General features: G+C 63.8%; 22 protein-coding genes. 13 read left to right on the top strand and 9 right to left on the bottom strand.

Annotated elements, in window-relative coordinates:
• Positions 1-138: 138 nt before the first annotated feature.
• Positions 139-978, bottom strand: a complete 840-nt coding sequence (locus WH265_RS12760) for a PP2C family protein-serine/threonine phosphatase (RefSeq protein WP_021026329.1) — start codon at positions 976-978, stop codon at positions 139-141.
• Positions 975-1,967, bottom strand: a complete 993-nt coding sequence (locus tag WH265_RS12755; RefSeq protein ID WP_021026330.1) for a serine/threonine protein kinase — start codon at positions 1,965-1,967, stop codon at positions 975-977. Before WH265_RS12755 ends, WH265_RS12760 begins: the two co-directional genes overlap by 4 nt.
• 72 nt (positions 1,968-2,039) lie before the next feature.
• On the opposite strand from WH265_RS12755, the gene WH265_RS12750 reads away from it, so the two are divergent.
• From WH265_RS12750 to WH265_RS12735, 4 genes are all read left to right on the top strand, one after another.
• Positions 2,040-2,951: a YicC/YloC family endoribonuclease gene (locus WH265_RS12750; RefSeq protein WP_021026331.1), complete on the top strand. Its 912-nt coding sequence runs from the start codon at positions 2,040-2,042 to the stop codon at positions 2,949-2,951.
• A 14-nt stretch (positions 2,952-2,965) separates the two neighbouring features.
• Positions 2,966-3,604 (top strand): guanylate kinase, encoded by a 639-nt coding sequence (gene gmk / locus WH265_RS12745; protein ID WP_021026332.1) that lies wholly within the window; start codon positions 2,966-2,968, stop codon positions 3,602-3,604.
• Positions 3,604-3,807, top strand: coding sequence for a DNA-directed RNA polymerase subunit omega (gene rpoZ, locus WH265_RS12740; protein WP_021026333.1), 204 nt, complete (start codon positions 3,604-3,606; stop codon positions 3,805-3,807). The genes gmk and rpoZ overlap by 1 nt, the downstream gene beginning before the upstream one ends.
• A 166-nt stretch (positions 3,808-3,973) precedes the next feature.
• Complete coding sequence (locus WH265_RS12735) at positions 3,974-6,151, top strand: RelA/SpoT family protein (protein ID WP_339558737.1); 2,178 nt, start codon at positions 3,974-3,976, stop codon at positions 6,149-6,151.
• An 81-nt stretch (positions 6,152-6,232) separates the two neighbouring features.
• Here the strand turns inward: WH265_RS12735 and greB are convergent, their stop codons facing one another.
• The 5 genes from greB to WH265_RS12710 form a co-directional block, all read right to left on the bottom strand.
• Positions 6,233-6,793 (bottom strand): transcription elongation factor GreB, encoded by a 561-nt coding sequence (greB, locus tag WH265_RS12730; protein WP_021026335.1) that lies wholly within the window; start codon positions 6,791-6,793, stop codon positions 6,233-6,235.
• Positions 6,794-6,888: 95 nt separating this feature from the next.
• Positions 6,889-8,400, bottom strand: coding sequence for an amidase (locus WH265_RS12725; RefSeq protein ID WP_339558519.1), 1,512 nt, complete (start codon positions 8,398-8,400; stop codon positions 6,889-6,891).
• Positions 8,397-9,350 carry a Bug family tripartite tricarboxylate transporter substrate binding protein gene (locus WH265_RS12720; protein ID WP_339558518.1) on the bottom strand — a complete coding sequence of 318 codons (954 nt, stop codon included), beginning with the start codon at positions 9,348-9,350 and terminating at the stop codon, positions 8,397-8,399. Before WH265_RS12720 ends, WH265_RS12725 begins: the two co-directional genes overlap by 4 nt.
• Positions 9,347-9,946: a TetR/AcrR family transcriptional regulator gene (locus WH265_RS12715; protein ID WP_339558517.1), complete on the bottom strand. Its 600-nt coding sequence runs from the start codon at positions 9,944-9,946 to the stop codon at positions 9,347-9,349. The genes WH265_RS12720 and WH265_RS12715 overlap by 4 nt, the downstream gene beginning before the upstream one ends.
• 179 nt (positions 9,947-10,125) lie before the next feature.
• The gene (locus tag WH265_RS12710) at positions 10,126-10,323 is read right to left on the bottom strand and encodes a hypothetical protein (protein ID WP_339520233.1); all 198 of its coding nucleotides are present in this window, start codon (positions 10,321-10,323) and stop codon (positions 10,126-10,128) included.
• A 279-nt stretch (positions 10,324-10,602) separates the two neighbouring features.
• Between WH265_RS12710 and WH265_RS12705 the strand changes: the two genes are divergently transcribed.
• Genes WH265_RS12705 through WH265_RS12695 form a run of 3 tightly spaced genes read left to right on the top strand, consistent with a single transcriptional unit; the run spans position 10,603 to position 12,441 of the window.
• A complete protein-coding gene (locus WH265_RS12705; RefSeq protein ID WP_021026344.1) occupies positions 10,603-10,977 on the top strand; it encodes a COG4315 family predicted lipoprotein in 375 nt (124 codons plus the stop codon).
• 49 nt (positions 10,978-11,026) lie between these two features.
• Complete coding sequence (locus WH265_RS12700; protein ID WP_021026345.1) at positions 11,027-11,569, top strand: RNA polymerase sigma factor; 543 nt, start codon at positions 11,027-11,029, stop codon at positions 11,567-11,569.
• A 2-nt stretch (positions 11,570-11,571) separates the two neighbouring features.
• Entirely contained in the window at positions 11,572-12,441 is an 870-nt protein-coding gene (locus tag WH265_RS12695; protein ID WP_339558516.1) for an anti-sigma factor family protein, read from the top strand.
• 338 nt (positions 12,442-12,779) lie between these two features.
• Here the strand turns inward: WH265_RS12695 and WH265_RS12690 are convergent, their stop codons facing one another.
• Complete coding sequence (locus WH265_RS12690) at positions 12,780-12,953, bottom strand: hypothetical protein (RefSeq protein ID WP_021026347.1); 174 nt, start codon at positions 12,951-12,953, stop codon at positions 12,780-12,782.
• A 288-nt stretch (positions 12,954-13,241) separates the two neighbouring features.
• On the opposite strand from WH265_RS12690, the gene WH265_RS12685 reads away from it, so the two are divergent.
• Together WH265_RS12685 and WH265_RS12680 are read left to right on the top strand one after the other, a co-directional pair.
• Complete coding sequence (locus tag WH265_RS12685; protein ID WP_084635753.1) at positions 13,242-13,562, top strand: FHA domain-containing protein; 321 nt, start codon at positions 13,242-13,244, stop codon at positions 13,560-13,562.
• A gap of 222 nt (positions 13,563-13,784) precedes the next feature.
• Positions 13,785-15,365 carry an IPTL-CTERM sorting domain-containing protein gene (locus WH265_RS12680; protein WP_339558515.1) on the top strand — a complete coding sequence of 527 codons (1,581 nt, stop codon included), beginning with the start codon at positions 13,785-13,787 and terminating at the stop codon, positions 15,363-15,365.
• Between the two features lie 20 nt (positions 15,366-15,385).
• On the opposite strand, the gene WH265_RS12675 is transcribed toward WH265_RS12680, so the two are convergent.
• On the bottom strand, positions 15,386-16,003 hold the full coding sequence (locus WH265_RS12675) for a LysE family translocator (protein ID WP_339558514.1): 618 nt from the start codon (positions 16,001-16,003) through the stop codon (positions 15,386-15,388).
• 65 nt (positions 16,004-16,068) lie between these two features.
• Between WH265_RS12675 and WH265_RS12670 the strand changes: the two genes are divergently transcribed.
• From WH265_RS12670 to WH265_RS12655, 4 genes are all read left to right on the top strand, one after another.
• Positions 16,069-16,992: a LysR family transcriptional regulator gene (locus WH265_RS12670; RefSeq protein WP_339558513.1), complete on the top strand. Its 924-nt coding sequence runs from the start codon at positions 16,069-16,071 to the stop codon at positions 16,990-16,992.
• 208 nt (positions 16,993-17,200) lie between these two features.
• On the top strand, positions 17,201-17,977 hold the full coding sequence (locus WH265_RS12665; protein ID WP_021026351.1) for an SDR family oxidoreductase: 777 nt from the start codon (positions 17,201-17,203) through the stop codon (positions 17,975-17,977).
• A 264-nt stretch (positions 17,978-18,241) separates the two neighbouring features.
• On the top strand, positions 18,242-18,511 hold the full coding sequence (locus WH265_RS12660) for a hypothetical protein (protein WP_021026352.1): 270 nt from the start codon (positions 18,242-18,244) through the stop codon (positions 18,509-18,511).
• A 27-nt stretch (positions 18,512-18,538) separates the two neighbouring features.
• Positions 18,539-19,744, top strand: coding sequence for a low temperature requirement protein A (locus WH265_RS12655; RefSeq protein ID WP_339558512.1), 1,206 nt, complete (start codon positions 18,539-18,541; stop codon positions 19,742-19,744).
• The last annotated feature ends 173 nt before the right edge of the window (positions 19,745-19,917 follow it).

Genomic DNA, 19,917 nt, shown 5'->3' with positions numbered 1-19,917 from the left:
ACCAGCGGCTGCACCGGTATCACCCGTGCAGCCCGCTGCTTATTTGAGAACGCTAAAAACAGGCATGGCAGCCTTGCGCCGCCATGCCGGGACAGGCTGAATTATCGGACCAGCGACAAAACGCAGTGCATGCCGGGCTTATGCCGCCGGCGCATCGGGCTTGGGCGGGGCCTGGTCGCCAGCGCCGGGCTCTGGCGCCGGCGGCAAGGTGTCGCTCACCGGGTCTTCCGATTCAAAGCGTTCGGCACCGGGCATCTCCCACTCCATCGCCACGGCGGTGACGTTGTCGCTGGTCGCCCCCGCCTTGCGCAGCGCGGCATCGATCAGATCGGGGATGGCGCGCGAGACCGACTTGTTGGCCAGCTCGCGGGCAATCACGGTCTCGGAGACGCTGCTCCAGAGGCCGTCGGAGCACAGCATGATGCGGTCGCTGCGGTGCATCTCGGTGGGGCCGGCCACATCGAAGAACGGACGCGAGGGGCTGCCCAGGCAGGTGAACAGCACATTGCGGTTGAAGCGATCGGGGTTGATGCTGGTCACGCCCGAGCCGCGCAGCTCCATATAGGAGTGGTCACGCGTGCGCGCCAGCACCTTGCCGCTGCGCACCAGGTAGAGGCGCGAGTCGCCGCAATGCACCCACCAGATATTGCCATCCTGCACCACCGAGGCCACCAAGGTGGTGCGGGGCGGGTCATCCATATTGTTGGCAATCGCGTACTTGAGGATGTTGTGGTGCGCAGACAGCAGCGCGTTCTCAAGGAACTCGGCCGGGTCTTCCAGCTTGGGGCGCGCGAGGCGCTGAAAATCCAGCGACACGGTCTGCAAGGCCAGTTGCGCGGCCACCTCCCCTTCCGGATGCCCTCCCATGCCATCGGCCACGACAAACAGACAGGCTTCCTTGGTATAGCTATACCCCATCCTGTCTTCGTTTTTTTCCCGCCCGCCCTTGCGGCTGAGCTGGAAGACCGAGAACTTCATTTGGTTTGGCCTCCGCCCACGCGCTTTTTGGTATCGCTGACCAGCGAATCAATCGACATACGAACCTTCTCGGAGACGCTCAGTTTGGTATAGCGGCGCTCGTCTTCGCGCGCCAGCTCTTTTTGTAATAGGAACACCGATTGGGGCCGGGCCTGGGGATCGAGCGCCATGCACCACTCCACCAGCTCGATCAGGTTGTCCGAGTACACGCCGCGCACCTTGGACATGGCCAGGCTCAGGCGGTCCTTTTCCTGGCGCTTGGGCGCATCGTTGGGCGGAATGCCCTGCATGCAGGCATAGATGCAGGCGCCAATGGCATAGATGTCGGTCCAGGGGCCCAGCGACATGTCGCGGCGGTACATCTCGGGCGCGGCAAAGCCGGGCGTGTACATGGGGCGGACAAAGTTGCCCTCCTTGCTCAGCACCTCGCGGGCAGCGCCAAAGTCGATCATCACCGCCTTGTTGTCGTCGGTGATGAAGATGTTGGCCGGCTTGATATCGAGGTGCAGCATCTTGTGCTGGTGCACGATGCGCAGACCGCGCAGCACCTCGTCGAACAGCGAGCGGATCGTCGACTCGCGGAAGACCTTGGCTTCCTTGAGATCGCGGGCGGTGACGACGAAATCCTGCAAGGTGGCCCCTTGCAGGTAGTTCATCACCATGTAGACGGTGTCGTTTTCGCGGAAGAAGTTGTAGACGCTGACGACCGAGGAGTGCGAGATCTGGGCGAGCGCGCGGCCCTCTTCAAAGAAACTCTTGAGGCCCAGGCGGTACAGCGACAGCTTGTCGGGCTCGATGCTTGGCGACAGCGACCCTGGCGCACGCGTGGCCAGGCTGGACGGCAAATACTCCTTGATGGCGACCTGCTGGCCATCGGGCGCCAGCGCCAGATAGACCACCCCGAACCCCCCCGCCGATATGCGCCGCACGATCCGGTAGCCACCGATGACGGTATTGGCTGGTAGCGGCGCTGGCTTTACTTTTGACATAGTTTGATGAACAACGCAGGTATATGAGAAGCCTGATAATGAGCGCGATTGCAAGCAACCTCATACAGTCCTATGCCAGTTTACAGCATGACAGGCTATGCCTCTGTCCAGCAAAGCATCCCACCTGACGGTGACAACAATGCTCCCTCCCTCTGGCGCGTCGGACTGGAAATTCGCTCGGTTAACAGCCGTTTTCTCGATTTATCTTTCAAGCTTCCGGAAGATCTCAGAAGCTGCGAACCACAGTTACGCTCTCTGGTAGATAATAGTCTGAAGCGTGGCAAGGTGGAAGTACGTGTACTGATCAACAGTGAACAGGCTTCCAGCGTGCCCGTCGCCTCGCCCCGCCTGCTCCAGCAGCTGGGCAGCTTCCAGGACACCGTCAAGGCGTGGATGCCTACGGCCCAGCCTTTCACTGTGGCAGAAGTACTACGCCTGAGCGGCAGCGGCAGCATCGAGCTGCCCGAGAACTGGGCCGACAACGTGGCCGCGCTGTGCCAGCAAGCCCTCAAGACCCTGCTCGACGCCCGCCAACGCGAAGGCAAGCGCCTGGCCGATATGCTGCAAGACCGCATCAAGCAGCTGCGCCAACTGGCCGAACAGGCCGAGCCGCTGATCCCCGAGCTGGTCAAGCAGCAAAAGCAGCGCTTTTTGGAGCGCTGGCAAGAAGCGATGGCGCTGAGCGCCGGCAGCGTCTCGCCAGAAGCCGCCCAGGACCGCGCGCTGACCGAAGCGACCTCCTTTGCGATCCGCATCGATGTGGCCGAAGAACTCACCCGCCTGCGCTCGCACCTGGAAGAAATCAGCCGCCTGCTGACCAAAGGTGGCGACATCGGCAAGCGCCTGGACTTCCTGATCCAGGAGCTGCACCGCGAGGCCAACACCTTGGGCTCCAAGTCCGCAGCGCTGGATCTGACCCGCATCAGCGTGGACATGAAGGTCCTGATCGAACAGATGCGCGAGCAGGTGCAGAACATCGAATAAGAAGAAGCCAAACCATGGAATACCCCGGAAACCTCTTTGTCGTCTCGGCCCCCAGCGGTGCGGGCAAGTCGTCGCTCGTCAAGGCGCTGCTCGAGCTCGACTCCCAAGTCTTTCGCTCGATCTCCCACACCACGCGCTCGCCGCGTGGCCAGGAAAAGCATGGGCGCGAGTACTACTTCGCCTCGCGCGATGACTTCGAGCGCATGATTGCCTCCAACGCGTTTGTCGAATGGGCGAATGTGCATGGCAACCTCTACGGCACCTCGAAGAAAGCGATTGAGGAGCGCCTGGCCAAGGGCACCGATATCGTGCTGGAGATCGACTACCAGGGCGCTTTGCAGATCAAGCAAAGCTTTCCCCATGCGGTACTGATCTTCATCCTGCCGCCCAGCTGGGAAGAGCTGCGCTCGCGTCTGGAAAACCGCGGCGAAGACGCCTCCGACGTCATCGAGAAGCGCCTCAAGAACGCCCGCGACGAGATGGCCCAGGTCCACAAATTCGACTTCGTTATAATTAACGAATTGTTCGAGCGCGCTTTGTTCGATTTGAAGGCCGTTGTACATTCACAACGCTTGCGCTATTCGGCCCAAAGACGCGTTCGCAGCGAAATATTCTCGTCACTCGACATCCCTGTTACCCTGGAGAACTCCTGATGGCCCGCATCACCGTTGAAGACTGCCTCGACAAAATCCCTAACCGCTTCCAACTGGTTCTGGCCGCTACCTACCGCGCCCGCATGCTGAGCCAAGGCCACACGCCCAAAATCGAAAGCCGCAACAAGCCGGCCGTGACCGCGCTGCGCGAAATCGCTGCTGGCAAGGTGGGCCTGGAAATGCTGAAAAAAGTACCCGGCTAAGCCCCTGCTTATGCAACAAAATGGCACCGAATGGCGGTGCCATTTTTCTTGGTATTCACACAAATTTGTCATCGCACGCTACAGTTAAGGCGTGAAGTCCGTGTCCATCCCCTCCGCACCCGCCCAAGTCTCTGGCGTCATCGCTACCGCCGCAGCCAAGCCTGCCATGTCGTATCCGGTAGTGGTGAGTGCCTACGCCGAATTTCTGGAGAAGCTCGACTACCTCGGTGAAGCAGATCTGGCCCTGGTGGAAGAAGCTTTCGAGTTTGCCGCCACGGCCCACACCGGCCAGTTCCGCAGCAGTGGTGACCCCTACATCACCCACCCGATTGCGGTTGCCGAGATCTGCGCGAGCTGGAAGCTCGATGCCCAGGCGCTGATGGCCGCGCTGATGCATGACGCGATGGAAGACTGCGGCGTCACCCGCGATGACATTGCCCGCCAGTTTGGCGACACGGTGGCCGAACTGGTCGATGGCCTCACCAAGCTGGACAAGCTGCAGTTCAACTCGCGCGAAGAGAACCAGGCCGAGTCGTTCCGCAAGATGCTGCTGGCCATGGCGCGCGATGTGCGCGTCATCCTCGTCAAGCTGGCTGACCGCACCCACAACATGCGCACCATGTCCGACATGCCGCGCAGCAAATGGGGACGCATCTCGACCGAGACCATGGAAATCCATGTGCCCATCGCTAACCGGCTGGGCATCAACCGCGTCTACCGCGAGCTGCAGGACCTGGCCTTCAAGCACCTCTACCCCTGGCGCCATGACACGCTGGTCAAGGCGCTGGGCCGCTCGCGCAACCGGCGCAAGGACGTGGTCCAGAAGATCCATGCCGAGGTCGATTCGGCCTTTGCCAAGTCCGGCATCAAGATCCGCCTGGGCAACCAGGAAAAAACGCTCTACGCCATCTACAAGAAGATGGATGGCAAGCGCCTGTCGTTTGCGCAGGTGACCGACTCCTACGCCGTGCGCGTCATCGTGCCCAACCTGATCGACTGCTACACCGCGCTGGGTGTGCTGCACCAGGTGTTCCGCCCGGTGCCCTCCAAATTCCGCGACTACATCGCCAACCCCAAGTCGAACGGCTACCAGTCGCTGCACACCACCTTGGTCGGCCCCTCGGGCGTGAGCATGGATTTCCAGATCCGCACCGAAGACATGAACCTGGTCGACGAGTACGGCGTGCTCACGCACTGGATGATCCAGGCGCGGGCCATGCCCAATGGCGAGCAGTTGGGCAACAAGTGGGTGCAGTCGCTGCTCGACATCCAGGACGAAACACACGACGCCCATGAGTTCTGGGACAACGTGCGCGTGGACCTGTTCCCCGACTCGGTCTATGTGTTCACGCCCAAGAACCAGATGCTCACCTTGCCCCGGGGCGCGACCGTGCTGGACTTTGCCTACGCAATCCACTCCAATGTCGGCGAGCGCACGCAAGGCGCGCGCATCAACAACGAGCAGGTGCCGCTCAGCACCGTGCTCAAGAGCGGCGATGTGATCGAGATCTCGACCTCGCCCGATGCCGCGCCCCACCCTTCCTGGCTCACGATTGTGCGCACGGGCCGGGCCAAATCCAAGATCCGCTACTACCTCAAGACCCAGGGCCAGAACGAGACCGCTGCGCTGGGCGAGCGCCTGCTGCTGCAGGCGATGCGGGCCGAAGGCATCTCGCAGCTGCCCGAAGACAAGGCCGTCTGGGACCGCCTGCTCACCCGCCTCGAAGCGCGCAACAAGGTGGAGCTGTTCAACGACATCGGCCAGGGCAAGCGCATTGCCGTGTTTGCCGCCAAGCAGGTGGTGGACCTGCTGGCCGAGCAAGGCCAGCGGCCGGACGCCGTGCTGCTGAGCCAGGAGCGCTTCAAGACCGGCGCCAGCACCGCCACCGCAGCGCTCGTGCTCGACGGCTCGCCCAATGCCGCCGTCAAATACGCAAAATGCTGCCGCCCCGTGCCGGGCGACCCGATTGCCGCCCACCTGGACCGCAATGCCGGCCTGGTCGTGCACAACGCCCAATGCGCCATCTGCAAGCGCCTGCTGGCCAAGGATGCCGAGCATTTTGTCGATGTGGAATGGGCCGATGAGCCCGCCAACGAGTTCGACACCGGTGTCGTCGTCACCATCAACAATGGCAAGGGTGTGCTGGGCAAGATTGCTGCCGAGATTGCCGCAATGGGCTCGGACATCACCCACATCACGATGGACGACGAAGTGGCCATGGACACGATGGCGCTGCGCTTTGTGCTGACCGTCAAGGACCGTGCGCAGGTTGAGCTGCTGCTGCGCCAGCTGGTCAAGCTGCCCTATGTGATCCGCGCGCACAGGGTGCTGCCGGTCGCCTGAACGCCATCCGATAGCGATCGGGACAGTCCCCAAACCACAGCGCGCCTTAAAGGCGCGCTTGTGTTTTGAGAGCGGGCTATTTCAAGAGGTCCCCAGCTCCGGGTACTGTACATCCAGCACCTCCAGCACCCGCACCCCGCCCGGCGTGGGCAGCTGCACCTCATCGCCAATGCGGGACTTGAGCAGCGCCCGCGCAATCGGAGCCACCCAGCTGACCTGGCCCCGGCTGGCATCGGCCTCGTCAATGCCCATGATGGTGATCGACTCCTCGCTGCCATGCTGGTCGCAGTACAGCACCGTCGCCCCAAAATACACCTGGTCGCTGCCGTGGTGCACGCCCGGGTCCACCACCTCGGCCGCCTCCATGCGCTTGGTCAGAAAGCGGATGCGCCGGTCAATCTCGCGCAAGCGCTTCTTGCCATACAGGTAGTCGCCATTTTCCGAGCGGTCGCCATTGCTGGCGGCCCAGTGCACCACTTCCACCACCTTGGGCCGCTCGTCATCGATCAACTGCAGCAGCTCCTGCTCCAGCGCGCGGTAGCCGCCAGGCGTGATGTAGTTCTTGCCGCCAGCAATCTTGGGCAGCTGCGGCAGATCGTCATCGTCGTCGTTGTCTGTCTCTTTGGTAAAGGCCTTGTTCATCCTGCTATTTAAACAAAGATTGGCGATGGCTCCCACCAGAAAGAAAAAAGCCTGCCACCGCCATGGCAGGCTTGGCCCATCAAGCTGCGAAAGGCTTAGACCGCCTGGCCGACCTCCGCCTGCGCGGCGCCACCCAACCCTGGCGGGTGGGTGACGATGCTGCGCAATTCGGGCCGGGGCTGGGCCAAGGCTGCCAGGTCGGGGCGGGGGCGGGCAAAGTCGCTGTTGTGCAAGCCCAGCTTTTCGACTGCCGCCGCCATCGCCAGCAGGCGCCCATCCTGGTGCAGCGGGCCAATCATCTGCAGGCCAAAAGGCATGCCCGCCTCATCGCGGCCGCAGGGCAGCGACAGCGCGGGGTTGGTCGCCAAGGTCACCACATAGGTCAGGCTCAGCCATTCGTAGTAGTTCCGCTGGGTCTTGCCCTCCACTTCCTGTGCATAGAGCTGCGTCCAGGGGAAGGGCGACAGGGGAGTCACCGGTGCCAGCACCAGGTCGTATTGCTCAAACGTGCGCTGGAACATGCGCTGGATGCGGGTCTGCGCCAGATGCGCCCAGGCCCGGTCGCCCAGGCTGATGCTGGCAGCCATCTCGACATTGGCCCGCACATTCGGGCCCAGGGTCTCGGGGGCGGTGCGGTAGATATCGGCAAAGGCGGCGACAAAGCTCTCGGCGCGGATGATGTCAAAGCAGCGGTGCGCTTCTTCCAGGTTCCAGGGCAAGGCGTCCATGCAGGCCACCTCGCCGGCCAAGGCCTGCACCCGCTGGCGAAAGGCACGGCGCACCACCGGGTCGACCGCGCAGGTGCCAAAGTCCTCGGTATAGGCCACGCGCAGGCCGCGCAGGTCCATCTCCGGCACGGGCCAGACGGGGGCATGGCCCACGCCCATGCTCAGCGGGTCCATCGGGTGCGGGCCCATGCTGGCCTGCATCATCAGCGCGGTATCGGCCACATCCCGGCCCATGGGGCCCAGCACCGAGATGGCCGACCAGCCCAGCGGCCGGTCGTCATTGGCGATCAGGCCCGGCGAGGGGCGCAGGCCGACCACGCCGCACAGCGCCGCCGGAATGCGCAGCGAGCCGCCAGTGTCCGAGCCGGTGCAGAGCGGAAACATGTCGGTGGCCAGCGCCGCGGCCGAGCCACCCGAGGAGCCCCCGGCATTCAAATCCGGGTTGAAGGGGTTGCCCGTAGCGCCCCAGACCGGGTTGCGGCTGTTGGCACCCGCCCCCATATCGGGCGTATTGGTCTTGGCCGTCACGATCGCACCCTGGCCGCGCAGCCGGGCCACGAAGGCATTGTCCTTGACAGGCACATGGCCGCGCAGCCGCACATTGCCGCTGGTGGTCAGCAGGCCTTCGGTGGCCTGCAAGTCCTTCACGCCCAAGGGCAGGCCATGCAAGAGCGGCAGCTGGCTGCACCGCCCCACCTGCGCTTCGGCCAGTTGGGCGGCTGTGCGGGCCCACTCAAAATCGGTGGCGCAGATTGCATTGACCGCCGGGTTGATGGCCTGCATGCGGGCGATGCAGTCATCGAGCAGTTCGACCGGCGAGATCTGCCGGCTCTGGATCAGGCTGCGCAGCTCGACTGCGCTGTGTTCTACCAAACTCATTGCGTGGCCAATCCCAGTTTGTCGATCAAAGGCTTCCAGACGGCGATGTCGCGCTCGGCAAAGCCCAGCACATCGGCAGGCTGGCTGCGCATCAGGGTCACGCCCATCTTGTCCATGCTGTTGGCATAGACCGGGTCGCTGTAGCACTGGTTGGAGGCATCGTTCAAGGCCTTGATCACCTCAGGCGGCGTGCCCTTTTTGGCCACCACCGCAATCCACGATGGCCGCGCCAGCACCGCCGGCCCACCGGCCTCGGCAATGGTCGGCACATCGGGCAACACCGCCGAGCGCTGGCCGGCAAAAATCGCCAGCGGCACCAGCTTGCCGGCCTTGACCTGGGGCGCTGCGGTGTTGAGCACCAGGGTCATCGCCTGGATCTGCTGGCCCATCAGGGCCGTCAGGCCCGCGCTCTCGCCGACAAAGGGCACATGGGTGGCGGGCCAGTGCATGGCATCGGTCAGTGCCGTGGTCAGCAAATGCGCAGGGCTGCCCTTGCCGGGCGAGCCAAAGTTCAGCCCACCGGCCTGGGACTTGGCGACCTTCTCCAGGTCCGCGAGTTTGCTCACGCCCGCACCCGCAGGCACCACCAGCACCAGCGGGGACGAGCCAATCATCGCGACACCGGCAAAGTCCTTGAGCGGGTCATAGGGCATCTGCTGGTGCACATAGGGCGTGATCGTCATCTGCGACATGCCGATCGTCATCGCAAACGCGCCATCGGCCGGCTGGCCCTTGAGGTAGTTGATGGCCAGGATGCCATTGGCACCGGGCTTGTTCTGCACGACCACCGGGCGCCCCATCAGCCGCCCGGTGCATTCGCCCCAGGCGCGCGTCATCGCGTCCGAGCCACTGCCCGGCGGCTGCTGCGCGATCACCTGCAACGGGGTCTGGGCGGCGGCGCCAAGGGCCCAGGCCGTCAGGCCACAGGCAAGAAGGGATGCTCTGATCAAGGGGTCACCTCGCTGGAAAAAGATTGAAGAAGAACGGACAGCTGCTGCAGCTGCCGGTCCATCGCAGCCGGGCTGGAGAACGGCGCGAGCACGCCCAGGCCGCGCAGGCAGGACAGCACCAGCTGAAAGCGCGCTTCAGCGGCGGGCGCGCCGGCCCATTCGGGAAAGCTGCGCAGCATGCGCAGCAGCAGCTTGTCATTGATGGGGGCACGTGCGGCCTGGATATGCGCCACCATGGCGGCATCGGCACGCACCGCCAGGTAGGCCTCCCAGGCGACCGCAAAGCGGGGCTGGCCATACAGCCGCAGCCAGGCCTGTTGCACAAAGTGGTCGGCACGCCGCTGCAAGGGCCAGTGCGGCACGGGCCAGAAACTGTCGTCGGTATCGATCTGCTGCACCAGCCGCTCAATGATCTGCAGCATCAGCGCGGCCTTGGACGGGAAATGGTGCTGTACCGCCCCCGTCGTCATCCCCGCGATGCGGGCCACCTCATGCATCGAGAGGCTCGCCAGCCCCTTGGTTTGCATTACATCGAGCGCAGCATCCATCAGACGCTCACGCGTCTGCTCACTCTTGATCTGATGCAGGTTGGGCACAACAGGGGGTCTCCTAAAATACATTATGCGTGTAATGTAATTTGGCTGACATCCGGGTTTGGCCTAGGAAAAGGGCGCCCAGCCTCGGGGGCGATCCGCGCTGCAATCACCAGACCAGGCCCCTCTTGCGTTTTCTCGGAGAGTGCAGTGGTGGCCGCTTGCCCCGCAGCGTGCCGGCCTCAGAAAAGATCCGTGAGCACCGCCAGCTCGGCCAGAAACGCCTGCATCTGCGGGCTGGCCTCTTCGCCCGGCGCCAGCAAGCCATGCTTGTGCGCCAGCTGCCGAAACACCGAGGCCGCCGCCAGCTGCGGCAGCGCAGCGGCACCGTCTCCCCCCTCCCAGGCATCGCTCAGGTTGTCATGGGCTATTTCAATCATGCGAACTCCTCTCTTCTTATGGGCAGCCAGTGCGGCCTGCCTTGGCGGCAGCTGTAACGGCCCTTAAAACTGTATAAATATACAGTATTTAAAAAGAAGTGCTGCCTCAGATTCCCATCGATGAAACGGCCACACAGACGCGCAGGCGGCAGTGGCCCAGCGCAGCCATCCACCGCTGATCGGCAGCCCACCCTGAAATTTCAACCACTGGGGGAATAATCCCGGCAGGCCATCCGTCTACAGAGGTGTTCCTCCACCCAACCCTGAAAGATGGCCGCCATGAAAACCCCTTATGCATCCCTGATCGCTCTGTCACTGGCCGCGCTGCTGGCCCCGTTGGCCCAGGCTGAGCCGGCGGCCAAGATGGCCCATGGCATGCTGGTCAATGCCAGCGGCATGACGCTCTACACCTTTGACAAGGATGTGGCCGGCAGCAACAAGAGCATGTGCAACGGCCCCTGCATCGCGCTGTGGCCAGCCCACGCTGCGGCAGCCGATGCCAAGCCCGAAGGCGACTACAGCATCATCACCCGCGACGACGGCAGCAAGCAGTGGGCCTACCAGGGCAAGCCGCTCTATACCTATACTGCGGACAAGAAGGCCGGCGACGCCACGGGCGACAACTTCAAGGACGTCTGGCACGTCGTCAAGTAAGCGCTGGCTGCTGCTGATTCCCCTCCTCACCCCCGGACCCCACTGCCCCATGCGCGCACAGGACGAAGCGGAGATTGTGGCCTGCATCCCCAGCCTGCGGCGTTATGCGCGCGGGCTGGTCTCGGACCCCGACCGCGCCGATGACCTGGTGCAGGACACGCTGGAGCGCGCCTGGTCGCGCTTGTCGATGTGGCAAAAGCGCAATGAGCTGCGTGCCTGGATGTTCGGCATCATGCACAACCATTTCATCGACCGCCTGCGCGCCCAGCGCAGCCGGCCCGAAGACAGCGCAGGCGACGAGCTGCCCGAGCTGCCCCAACGGGCCCAGCAGACCGATGCGCTGGAAGTGCGTGACCTTGACCGCCTGCTGCAGCGCCTGCCGCCCGAGCAGCGCGAGGTGCTGCTGCTGGTCAGCGTCGAGGAGCTGAGCTACCAAGAGGTGGCGCAGATCACCGGCGTGCCGCTGGGCACGGTGATGTCGCGGCTGTCGCGGGCACGCGCCCGGCTGCGCGATGAGATGGCGAGCCCAGGCCAGAGCAAGGAGCAGGACAAAGTCAGCCATGCAGCGCAAAGAATTCAACGGGTGAAGTGACCATGGACCAGCCCAACCTCAAAGCCCTGGACGCCAGTCCCATGCCGCCGGTGACCGAAGCCGATCTGCATGCCTATGTGGACCGGCAACTGCCCAGCGCACGCCACCTCCAGGTCGAGCAGTACCTGAACGAGCACCCGGAAGAACGCGTCCGTGTGCAGGATTGGCAGCAGCAGAATGCGCGGCTGCGCGAGATGCTGGCCCCCGTGATGGACGAGCCCTTGCCGATGGGCCTGCCGCTGCGCCCCACGCACAGCAGCCTGCCCTGGCGCAGCCTGGCTGCGAGCTTGCTGGTGGCGGTCGTCAGCGCGGGGGCGGCCTGGTCAATCCGCGGCGCAGTCGATGCCAAGGCCATCCAACTCGCGATGGCGGGCCAGCCCGCAGCCACCCGCCCACCAACCGCCCAGCCCCAGCTGCTGCCCGCCAGCGGCGCAGCCTTGAGCGGCTTTGCCCAGCGCGCTGCGATAGCGCATGGGGTCTTCAGCCCCGATGTGCGGCGCCCGGTAGAGATTGGCGCCGAGCAGGAGCAGGCGCTGGTCACCTGGCTGACCAAGCGCATGGGCACCCAGGTGCGCCCACCTCCGCTCAATGCGCTGGGCTACCGTTTGATGGGCGGCCGCCTGCTGCCCGGTGACAGCGGGCCGGTGGCGCAGTTCATGTACGAGACCGAGGCGGGCCTGCGCCTGACCCTGTATGTGACCCGCGAGGTGAGCAGCCAGAGCGATGCACAGTTCAAGTTTGGCCAGGACGGCCCTGTCAACGTCTTCTACTGGGTGGAAAACCACCTCGGTTATGCCATCTCGGCCGGGGCCGACCGGGCCGAGCTGATGCGCGTCTCGCAGGCCGTCTACCAGCACCTGCAGCAGGACTGAATGGCCACACTATCGCTGCCAACTGCCACGCCATCCCAAATAGCCTCCGGCCTTTGCATCGCCAGGGCGAGAACCATGCGCACGCCCCAGGCCTTTGGGCACGAGCTGCAGTCGCCCACTGGGCAGCCCATTTTTGCCAATAAGGCGAGCAGACATCTGCCGCCCGCTCAGTGACACAGCCTGCAGATGCTGCGCTCAGAGCCCGCCGTCAGTGATGCTGCCAACGGGCGATCAGGCCTGGGCGTTCCGCTGTAATAAAGCCGCTGCCCTTGCGGGCGGCGCATGCAATACGTCTGTGGGACTGGGAGTGAGCAGCATGCGCGCGGCATGAAACCGAATCAATCCCCCAGCGGCTTGGGATGCTGCATCGCTGCCAGCCGGCGGTATTTCTCAAAAGTCTTGCTGATATCGGTGGAGACCGAAGGCACATAGCGCTTCGCTTTCTCGCCGCGATGGGCCACCAGCGGACGAGTCGGCATGGTCAGCATCGGAAATGATGGCTGGTTTTGCATACCCAACTCCTTTCACAAAAGACTTCTTAATCGATTCAGTCAATGACTTAAGAATGTAAGCCTTGCTTGCGCAAAGTCAAGCTACGGACCGGCCCGGGCTCCGTCATGGTTGTAATTAATTGCAAACCAGATGCGAAAAAGCGGCGGCGCGGCAATGCCGATCTGCCGATGCTCCAGGTTAGAGATTGCTGACAATCCATTTCAAAAATTTCATACAGAATCCCTGGTCTCAAGATAGCCACCAGGGTCTGTGTCCCCAGGTTGGCCTTCCACGATGGGAGGTTTTCCATGCCAGCGCTTATCCAGGTTCGATCACCCCAGTCTTCATCGCCCAGCCAGCTCAAACTGGGCAAAGGCCAAACCCTGATTGGCCGTGGTCAGGGCTGCGGTTTGCGCCTGGATGACCAAGGGGTCAGCCGAGACCATGGCGCCTTCAGCTACTACATAGGCGTGTTGGTGGTGGAGGACCACGACAGCACCAACGGCATCTTCGTCAACGGCACCAAGGTCAAGCGCCAGGTGCTCTACACGGGCGACCGGGTGACGGTGGGGCCCATCGAGATCTACATCCAGAAGGGCTCGGCGGCGTCGACCTCGGAAGGCGCATGATCGCTGCTGGCCGCGCCCCAGCGCCGCAAGCAATCGGGCAGGTGCGCAAGCCGTTTTATTTTTGCGACAGATCGAGAATCAGGTCGATGAAGCCTGCAGAACCGGGCAAGTCTGATGATAATTATTACGATTAGCCACAATTGTGGCTTGTTTTAACGATTAACCAGGCCAGGCTTCCGTCCAGCTCGAAGACAGGCGTCTGCGTTAGAAATGGGTTTGTCCATGAGATCTATTTTTGTTCGGGCGCAAGGCCAGTACCGGTTATGCATCGGCGCGGTGCTGCTGTCAGCGGCCGCCGGCCCCAGCCTGGCCCAGTCCTATGTGTACGCGCCCAGCACGCTGTCGGGTATCGATGGCTGGGTCGCAGGCTGGATGAGCAATCGCCCGCCAGGCACGCTGACCCAGGACTGGTATCCAGGCTCTGTAGGGGGCAGCACGGGCACCGATCCAGTGGAAGGCCCCACGCATGACAGCACATTCCTGTCGAGCACGGGCCCGCAGCGCTTTGGCGCAGGCTTGAGCGCCAGCCCCGACCCCACTTTTCCAGATTTTCAGATCATCTCCGGCCTCAGGACCAGCACGGCCGATGCGGCAATGGCCGACCAGCAGTACATCGAGTTCCCATTCACCACCGGCACGATGCAGTATGCGGACGCCACCGCATCGGCGGCGCTGTTTTATGTCAATGCGGTCGTCACGGCCAAGCGCTGGAACCTGAACAACAACGCGCACCCGCGCGCCTTTGGCTATGCCGCTTACGTGGTGGACGCTGGCGGCCATCCGGTCAGCGAGCTGTTGCAGCGGATAGACGATGTCAGCACGGTGTCCGGCGATGGGTTTGAGTTTGTCCGCCCCCCGGATGGCCCCGGTCCCGGCATCACGCTGCAACCCGCCACCCCCTACGCCTTGCGCTTTTACCTGTACCGCACGTCAGCCAATACCGATGGGCGCGCATCCTGGGACGACACCTTGTTCACGATGAGCCGCCAGACCTTGGCAGAAATCATCGTCAGCGCCAGCGCCGTCACGGCCACACCCGCTGGCGCCCAGAACGACTACAGCTACAGCTTCAACGTCTACAACAACGGCCCCGACGCGACCCGCGCCGTCGTCTCTGACCCCTTGCCGACGGCGGCCAATGGCGCCAGCGCAAGCTGGTCCTGCATCGTGCAGCCTTCCGGCCTGCCATGCGCCACCCCTTCCGGCATGGGTCCTATCGGCGCCGTGGTTCAAGCCTTGAACGCTGGCGACACCGCCGTCTATACCGTGACCTGGACCGGTCCGGGCATCACGGCAGCCAGCACACATACCGTGACCGCACAGCCCCAAGCAGGCAGCCCCGCCGATCCGATTAGCACCAACAACTCGGCAGATCTCGCGCTGGTCCCCCCCACCATCACAGCGCAGGACGATGGGGTGACCTTGACCAGCAACACCGCCAGCGCTGCAACGCCGGTGGCCACCAACGACAGCAGCACCGGTGGGGTGGTGGACCCGGCCTCCGTCACTCTCGCCACGCCACCCACGGCAGGCACCGTCAGCTGCGAGGCAGGCGTTTGCACCTATGTGCCGCCTGCGGGTGGACTGACCAGCCCGGTGAGCTACCAGTACAACATCTGCCTGGCAGCGCCCAACCAGGCGGTCTGCGCGACGGCCACCGTGCGCGTGTCGGCGCCACAGCCCCATGCCGTGGCGACCAGCCCAACACCGGTACCGACAACCGGGGCGTATGGCCTGTCACTGCTGGCCTTGCTGCTGGGCTGGCTTGGCATACGCCAGCGCCGCCAGTCCAACAGGGCGTGACGGCAGCCGTGGCCGAGCGCTCAGCGCGAGGCCCCTGAGAGCGCCAGCACGACGCCAAAGCCCAGCAACAAGCCACCAAACGCGCGGTCAATCCAGTGGCGCGCCGCCAATAGGCGGCTGCGCACAGCACCCGCCGAGAAGCACAGCCCCACCAGGCTGAACCAGGCGATGTGCGCCAGCGAGATAAAGGCGCCATAGCCCAGTTGCACGGCCAACGGCGTCTGGGGTTGCACCACCTGTAAGAACAGGCTGACCATGAAGACAGTGGTCTTGGGATTGAGCGCATTGGTGAGAAAGCCTGTGCGCAGCGCAGCCCTATCGGACAGCGGCGCGAGGGCCTCCTCGGCCGAGGGCTGCGCAGGCTGGCTGCGCAGCATCTTCAGCCCCAGGCAGACCAGATAGGCGGCGCCCAGCAGCTTGATCGCGTTAAAGAGCCATAGCGACTGCTGGATCAGCAGGCCCAGGCCCAGCAAGGTATAGGCCACATGGACCAGCACGCCCAAGCCAATGCCCACAGCGGTCAGCACGCCTGCGCGCCGCGACAGCAGCAGGCTGTTGCGCGTCACCATCGCAAAATCTGGCCCCGGGCTGATGACAGCGAGCAAGGTGATGGTGATAACAGCTAACAATTCGGTCATCGCGTATCCTGTGCAACAGTAAAAACTGCTCGCATGGTGCCTGCAAATATGCGCCATGAAAAACGATGATTTCTGACAGCCATGGTGAGCCTGGTTCACCACTCACCGACAGCCGCCTGCCCTCCCTGCTGGCGCTGCGCTGCTTTGAGGCTGCCGCCCGGTTGGAAAACTTCAGCCGCGCTGCAGACGAGCTGCACCTGACCCATGGCGCCGTCAGCCGCGCCGTGCGGCTGCTGGAAGACGACCTGGGCCTGGCGCTGTTCGAGCGGCGCAGCCGGCGCGTCTTTCTGACTGCCGAGGGCCGCGCATTGGCCCAGGCCGTTGGCCAGGGGCTGGATCTGATGCGCCAGGGCGTTGCCGATTTGCGCGCCCGCGCGCGCCAGCAGCAGCGCTGGGTGCTGTCCTGCGAGCCGACCTTGCTGATGCGCTGGCTGATCCCGCGCTGGCCAGACTTCCAGGCGCGCCACCCCGGGCTGGAGCTGCACCTGGTCGCAGGTGGCGGCCCCTTCTCCTTTGCCAGCGGTATCGACTTGGCGATTCGCCGGGATGACTTTGCCTGGCCCTCCGGCTGCCATGCCGAGCCCCTGTTTGCAGAGCGCATCGGCCCGGTCTGCCGCCCGGACAGGCAAGCCGCCTGGTTCCGGACCGGCCAACGCGGCACGGCACTCCAGCCCAAGGCCGTGCCCTTGCACAGCCGCACGCGCCCCGGCGCCTGGCAGGACTGGTGCGCGGCCACAGTCCGGCCCTTGCCCGCCGCGAGCGGGCACAGCTTTGAGCATTTCTACTTCAGCCTGCAAGCGGCCGTTGCCGGGCTTGGCGTCGCCATCGGCCCCTGGCATCTGGTGCAGGACGACCTTGCCCATGGTCTGCTCGCCGCGCCGCTGGGCTTTGTCGAGGACGGCTCGCACTACTGCCTGCTCTCACCCCAAGCCTTGCTGCCGGGCAGTGTGCAGCAGCTGCTGCTGGCGTGGCTGCGGTCCATGGCCTAGCGCCTGGAATCCATGGCCATGCAGCACCCATGGCCCGCGCGCGAAAGGGATACGGCCGGCACCATTTTCCTTACATGCAAAAAATCAATGACCAATCGCAGGTTTAGCAAAAACTTCCTCCATTTTGCAAATTCACCCGATTGAATAAGACAATAAAAATCTCCACTGTGATACACGCCGATTCACGTCACTTTTTTGGAGATGCAGCATGCGCGAAGCCCACACCGTCAAAGACAAAGTCGTTCTGATTGCAGGGGGAGGCAAAAACCTCGGTGGCCTGATTGCCCGTGACCTGGCCAGCCAGGGCGCCAAAGCGGTTGCGGTCCACTACAACAGCGCCGCCAGCCGTGATGAAGCACTGGCCACCGTGGCCGCCGTGGAGAAACTGGGCGCCAAGGCCATCGCACTGCAGGGCAACCTGAGCAGCGCTGCTGCCGTACAGAAGCTGTTTGCCGACACCGTGGCCGCACTGGGCCGCCCCGACATCGCGATCAACACCGTCGGCAAGGTGCTCAAGAAGCCGATGGTCGATATCTCCGAGGCCGAGTTCGACGAGATGTCCAACGCCAACAGCAAGGCAGCGTTTTTCTTTCTGAAGGAAGCGGGCCTGCACCTCAATGACAACGGCAAGATCGTCACGCTGGTGACCTCGCTGCTGGGTGCCTTCACCCCGTTCTACTCGTCCTATGCCGGCACCAAGGCGCCTGTCGAGCACTACACCCGTGCAGCGGCCAAGGAGTTTGGCGCACGCGGCATCTCGGTCACCGCCGTCGGCCCCGGCCCGATGGACACCGCCTTCTTCTACCCGGCAGAAGGGGCCGATGCGGTGGCCTACCACAAGACGGCCGCTGCGCTGTCGGGCTTCAGCAAGACGGGCCTGACCGATATCGAAGATGTTGTGCCCTTCATCCGCCATCTGGTCACCGACGGCTGGTGGATCACCGGCCAGACGATCCTGATCAACGGCGGCTACACCACCAAGTAAATGGCGCGAGCGGTGGGCGTGCCGATCGCTGCAGGCCAGCCTCCTGCGCCTTCGGATGCGCTGCACCGCCGCCCGCCAGTGACGTCACCCGGCGGACGGTGAACCGCAGCATGCTTGTGCGGGGCCGTGGCTACGGCTTGGCCCTGCAAAAACGCTGCGCGGCCCACGCCGGCCACTGCCCCTGGCATGGGGCCCGGGTGGTGCTGTGCCACCTTTGCCCAGCAGGCGCAGCGTGTTGGATTCTGAACCTTTGAGAGTATCGATATGCATGTACTGATGGTGATGGGCGGGGGCCTGCTGCTGCTCGGCGTGTTTGTGCTGTTTGGCTGGCTGTGGTCGGCCAGCGTTGCAGGCATGGTGGTCGCAGCCAAGCTGTTCATGCCGGTGTGGCTGCTCATTGCCTGCACCAATATGTGGGTCGGCGTCACCCAGGCGGGCTACAGCGTGCGCGACGAAGCGCTGATCCTGCTCATCGTGCTGATGGTGCCGGTGCTGCTGGCCGCCTTTGTCACCCGCATCCTCTCGCAGGCCTGAGGCCATGCTTGCAACTGCAGAACTGCCATGCCGATAACGCCCGCCTTCTCCCATCCCTTGCTGCGCCAGCGTGACGGTCACCACGCCCGCGTGACCTATGAAGAGCTCTTCTTTGACCTGGTCTATGTGTTTGCCGTCACCCAGCTGAGCCATGAGCTGCTGCACCATCTGAGCTTCATGGGTGTGGCACAGACCTTGGTGCTCTGGTTTGCCGTCTGGCTGGGCTGGCAGTACACCTGCTGGGTCACCAACTGGTTCGATCCGCAGACACCCCGTATCCGCGGCATGCTGTTCTCCACCATGCTGCTGGGCTTGCTGATGGCCTCCAGCATTCCCGAAGCCTTTGCCGAGCGCGGGCTGGTCTTTGCGCTGGCCTATGTGGCCATGCAGGTGGGGCGCACCGCCTTCATCTGGTCGCAGCTGCCTGCCTGGCACCCGCTGGCGCTCAACTACCGCCGCATGCTCGGCTGGGTCTGTATTTCTGCCGTGTTCTGGATTGCGGGAGGGCTGGCAGACCCGCAGCTGCGCCTGCTTTTGTGGTTGGTGGCCGTGCTGTGCGAGTATGTGTCACCGATGTTTGGCTTTGCACTGCCGGGCCTGGGCCGCAGCCAGACGCAGGACTGGACCATCGAGGGCGGCCACATGGCCGAACGCTGCCAGCTGTTCGTGATCGTGGCACTGGGCGAGACGCTGCTGGCCAGCGGCGCCACGCTGGCCGATACCAAGACCTGGGAGTGGGATGTGCTGATGGCGCTGGGCGCCACCTTTATTGGCACCTTGGCGATGTGGTGGCTGTACTTTGGCACCTCCAGCAAGGACGCCACCGAGGCCATCACCCGCGCCGAGGATCCGGGCCGCATTGGCGCCTACTTCCACTATGTGCACGCCATCTTGATCGCCGGGGTGATTGCCTCTGCGGTGGGCAACGACCTGGTGCTGGCCCACCCCCATGCGCTGGCAGCAGCGCCGCAGATCGCCATCTTGCTTGCCGGGCCGGCCATCTACCTGCTGGGCAGCGCCATCTACAAGAAGACCGTCTATGGCGCGCTGCCCGCATCGCACTGGCTGGGCGCCTTGATGCTGCTGGTGCTGGTGCCTCTGGGCCAGGTCTGCAATCTGTTGGTGCTGGGCTGGCTGACGACGTTGCTCATCCTGGCTGTGGCGCTGTGGGACACCCATGCGGCCAAGCGTCGCCAGCGCCTTGGCACGGTCGCCGAGCATGGCCACCACTAGGCTGTGCCATCTATAGGAAGACGATCTATAGCGCGCCCCCCGCGTCGCACTGGCTGGGCGCCTTGATGCTGCTGGTGCTGGTGCTCGTGCCTCTAGGCCAGGTCTGCAATCTGTTGGTGCTGGGCTGGCTGACGACGTTGCTCATCCTGGCTGTGGCGCTGTGGGACACCCAT

It is taken from the genome of Comamonas sp. MYb396, assembly GCF_037479555.1.
GTDB lineage: Bacteria > Pseudomonadota > Gammaproteobacteria > Burkholderiales > Burkholderiaceae_C > Comamonas.
Note: the sequence above shows the minus strand (reverse complement) of the source record. Positions and strands in the feature narration are given on the sequence as shown.

Bases quoted from the DNA above. Each gene is read 5' to 3' on its own strand.
- WH265_RS12760 (WP_021026329.1), bottom strand. From the start codon at position 978: ATGAAGTTCTCGGTCTTCCAGCTCAGCCGCAAGGGCGGGCGGGAAAAA.
- WH265_RS12755 (WP_021026330.1), bottom strand. From the start codon at position 1,967: ATGTCAAAAGTAAAGCCAGCGCCGCTACCAGCCAATACCGTCATCGGT.
- WH265_RS12750 (WP_021026331.1), top strand. From the start codon at position 2,040: ATGCCAGTTTACAGCATGACAGGCTATGCCTCTGTCCAGCAAAGCATC.
- gmk (WP_021026332.1), top strand. From the start codon at position 2,966: ATGGAATACCCCGGAAACCTCTTTGTCGTCTCGGCCCCCAGCGGTGCG.
- rpoZ (WP_021026333.1), top strand. From the start codon at position 3,604: ATGGCCCGCATCACCGTTGAAGACTGCCTCGACAAAATCCCTAACCGC.
- WH265_RS12735 (WP_339558737.1), top strand. From the start codon at position 3,974: ATGTCGTATCCGGTAGTGGTGAGTGCCTACGCCGAATTTCTGGAGAAG.
- greB (WP_021026335.1), bottom strand. From the start codon at position 6,793: ATGAACAAGGCCTTTACCAAAGAGACAGACAACGACGACGATGACGAT.
- WH265_RS12725 (WP_339558519.1), bottom strand. From the start codon at position 8,400: ATGAGTTTGGTAGAACACAGCGCAGTCGAGCTGCGCAGCCTGATCCAG.
- WH265_RS12710 (WP_339520233.1), bottom strand. From the start codon at position 10,323: ATGATTGAAATAGCCCATGACAACCTGAGCGATGCCTGGGAGGGGGGA.
- WH265_RS12705 (WP_021026344.1), top strand. From the start codon at position 10,603: ATGAAAACCCCTTATGCATCCCTGATCGCTCTGTCACTGGCCGCGCTG.
- WH265_RS12700 (WP_021026345.1), top strand. From the start codon at position 11,027: ATGCGCGCACAGGACGAAGCGGAGATTGTGGCCTGCATCCCCAGCCTG.
- WH265_RS12695 (WP_339558516.1), top strand. From the start codon at position 11,572: ATGGACCAGCCCAACCTCAAAGCCCTGGACGCCAGTCCCATGCCGCCG.
- WH265_RS12690 (WP_021026347.1), bottom strand. From the start codon at position 12,953: ATGCAAAACCAGCCATCATTTCCGATGCTGACCATGCCGACTCGTCCG.
- WH265_RS12685 (WP_084635753.1), top strand. From the start codon at position 13,242: ATGCCAGCGCTTATCCAGGTTCGATCACCCCAGTCTTCATCGCCCAGC.
- WH265_RS12680 (WP_339558515.1), top strand. From the start codon at position 13,785: ATGAGATCTATTTTTGTTCGGGCGCAAGGCCAGTACCGGTTATGCATC.
- WH265_RS12675 (WP_339558514.1), bottom strand. From the start codon at position 16,003: ATGACCGAATTGTTAGCTGTTATCACCATCACCTTGCTCGCTGTCATC.
- WH265_RS12670 (WP_339558513.1), top strand. From the start codon at position 16,069: ATGATTTCTGACAGCCATGGTGAGCCTGGTTCACCACTCACCGACAGC.
- WH265_RS12665 (WP_021026351.1), top strand. From the start codon at position 17,201: ATGCGCGAAGCCCACACCGTCAAAGACAAAGTCGTTCTGATTGCAGGG.
- WH265_RS12660 (WP_021026352.1), top strand. From the start codon at position 18,242: ATGCATGTACTGATGGTGATGGGCGGGGGCCTGCTGCTGCTCGGCGTG.
- WH265_RS12655 (WP_339558512.1), top strand. From the start codon at position 18,539: ATGCCGATAACGCCCGCCTTCTCCCATCCCTTGCTGCGCCAGCGTGAC.